Below are 2,677 nucleotides of genomic sequence, written 5' to 3'. Positions count from 1 at the left end.
TCGCTAGTGGGAGAGTTCAATGTGCCTTGTTCTTTCCCCTCTGCCCCTCTGCTCCCCTGCTCCATCAAACGCCTGAAGCTTGTGAGAAATACGGGTCTATAGTTAGCCTTATCTTGACTTGAGCCGCTGTTGGCTGGCACTTGGGACATATTGTCATTTGAATCGGTAAATCCCTAAAAATACCTTTAAAGCTTGAGCAATATTGCTCAAGCATGATTTTATTAGCTATGGCTATGTGTTTCACTAATTAGGGTAATGGTTTGCCATCACAGGTAATCTATTATGCCAAGCATACGGAGGTCTAATGTCAATATCTAAAGCTGCCAACAGGAACATTACTTCTCAAAACAGCGTTGAAAAACGCTTGCAGATGCAACGTTTGGTAGGAGCAACTCAAATAGTTGCACCTAGTACAGGGAGTGATGTAGTCAAGGGATTAACTCAAACATCTAAATCTCTGCCCCCCTGTTACTTTTATGATGACCGTGGTTCTGAGCTATTTGAGCTAATCTGTGATTTACCAGAATATTATCTTACACGCACAGAAACAACTATTTTACAGCAGTATGCTGGCGAAATTGCTAAGATAACTGGCGCTTGTGAATTGGTAGAACTTGGTAGTGGCAATTCTACCAAAACCCGCATTTTACTAGATGCCTACCAGCAGCTAACCTATCCCCTGCACTACCTACCAATTGATGTGTGTGCAGGTATCTTGGAAAGTAGCGCCAAGCAGTTATTAGGAGATTATCCTTTACTGCAAGTTTGTGCTTTAGCGGGAACCTATGAATTAGCCCTTGCAAAACTCCTACCAACACAATTACCCAGCAGAATGATCTGTTTTATCGGTAGCAGTTTAGGTAATCTTACACCTAATGAGTGTGATGTGTTCTTCTCTCAAATTACAGAAGCCCTACAAGTAGGTGAGTATTTTTTGTTAGGGATAGATTTACGAAAGCCGAAACAGATTTTGGAACCTGCTTATAACGACAGCCAAGGAGTGACGGCAGCATTTAACCTCAATATGCTGGAGCATTTAAATCAGCGGTTTGAGGGGAATTTTGACACCATGCAGTTTGAACACTGGGCATTTTACAATGAAAGTGAGCATCAAATAGAAATGCATTTACGCAGTCTGCGATCGCAAACTGTAGAATTACGCGCTCTTAATCTCAAGGTTGATTTTGCACTAGGTGAGACTATTCTCACCGAAATCTCCCGCAAATTTGATCTCGATACTATCAAGCAGCAACTTACTGCACAAGGTTTATTACCTCTGCAAGTGTGGACAGATCCAAATCAATGGTTTGGTTTATTGCTTTGTAAAATGCAAGCATAAAGTGAATCAGATATATAGGTATTCTCAGTTGAGTCCAATATAGACTTAACAAAAACAGCCTACACCAGTGAGAGATAATAATTAGAGTCTCTCTCACTGGTGTAGTATTTTCACTATATAGTGCTGTATATTATGTGTTGATGCACATCTCTATTAGCCCACATGAGTGAACTGGGTATTTAGCCCCTGATTATTGCTGCATCGAAGGTGTAGGAAAAATTCTGCTGAATATAGGAACCCGTACCTGCGGCTTAGTTGCAGTTATATTGGCATTATCAGCTAGATTCGCATTAGCACCGGAAGACTTATTGGCTGCTTCAGAGAGGCTAGGTGGTTTGCTATTAGTAGAATTGGCAAAATCACTCAATTGGATAGCCGCAGGTGAATTTGAAGGTATGGAAGTAATATTATCAGTATTTTGGCTATTGGATTTTACCGGAGTTTCAGCTTGAGATGGAGTGATGATGAATGCCGAGCTTGTTCCTAATACCAGTATTAGCAGATTGGAAATATATTGTTGCATGGGAATTTGTAAAATCGGTTAATAAATGTTTAAAACTTCAAGAAGTTGTATTTATTCTCAGTTGAAAATAAAATCTTCCAAAATAAATCACTCCGCTGTCACAGAAAACCTGATTAAAATGATTTTCAGAGGAATACACGACTAGCGTATGCTTCATATTTGAAGGCAGCTGAGTACATCGATTCACTCAAAAAAACTTAATCCCTTCAGCTTCCTTTCCTAGAAGGGAAGGTAAACTAAACTCTGCTCTCCTTTTAAGAGAGGGATTATTCTAGAACTATGGAATCGATTTGATAAAGAAGATGCAAATAGATACACCTGGAATAATTGACGTTTATTCCTCAACTAAGCCAGCACAACTATTAATAATTTAGTTATATTTGCCTGGTTATTAAAAGAGGAATTACACTGAACTTTGTGAAAAAACTTATTTTCAGAAATTCTCTACTAAATCGCATATTTAATGAACTACAGCCAACAATATATAAAGTTTTAATGAAATGTAATTTTTCTGGCGTGGCTTTCATAAAAAATACGTATCTGCGTTCAGGGACGGATACTAGTCCGCCTATGTTATAAAAATATTGATAAAATTGTTTGCTTACAGCAGTCCTAAATTATTAATGAAATTCTCCATTTGATAATTTTTACACTTCAAATAGATTATCCATAGACATCCTAAAGTAGCATTCCGTTCCTATCACATGAACCAGCCAATAATTAAATGATTTTTTTGATCTATGTCAATATTTTACGCGAGGTGCAACTTATTCTTGGAACCCCACTTCCATTCCTCTCCCCGAAACGGAGAGAGG

2 protein-coding genes are annotated in these 2,677 nt (G+C 38.4%); one reads left to right on the top strand and one right to left on the bottom strand.

The annotated features are described in order from the left end of the window. The first annotated feature begins 304 nt into the window (after nucleotides 1–304). Entirely contained in the window at nucleotides 305–1,339 is a 1,035-nt protein-coding gene (gene egtD, locus VB740_RS17770) for an L-histidine N(alpha)-methyltransferase (RefSeq protein ID WP_323201281.1), read from the top strand. Nucleotides 1,340–1,529: 190 nt separating this feature from the next. Here egtD and VB740_RS17765 read toward each other — a convergent pair whose 3' ends face one another. Beyond that, entirely contained in the window at nucleotides 1,530–1,862 is a 333-nt protein-coding gene (locus VB740_RS17765; protein ID WP_323201280.1) for a hypothetical protein, read from the bottom strand. Nucleotides 1,863–2,677: the final 815 nt, after the last annotated feature.

Origin of the sequence: Nostoc sp. UHCC 0251 (assembly GCF_034932245.1) — a bacterium.
Classification (GTDB): Bacteria; Cyanobacteriota; Cyanobacteriia; order Cyanobacteriales; family Nostocaceae; genus Nostoc.
Note: the sequence above shows the minus strand (reverse complement) of the source record. Positions and strands in the feature narration are given on the sequence as shown.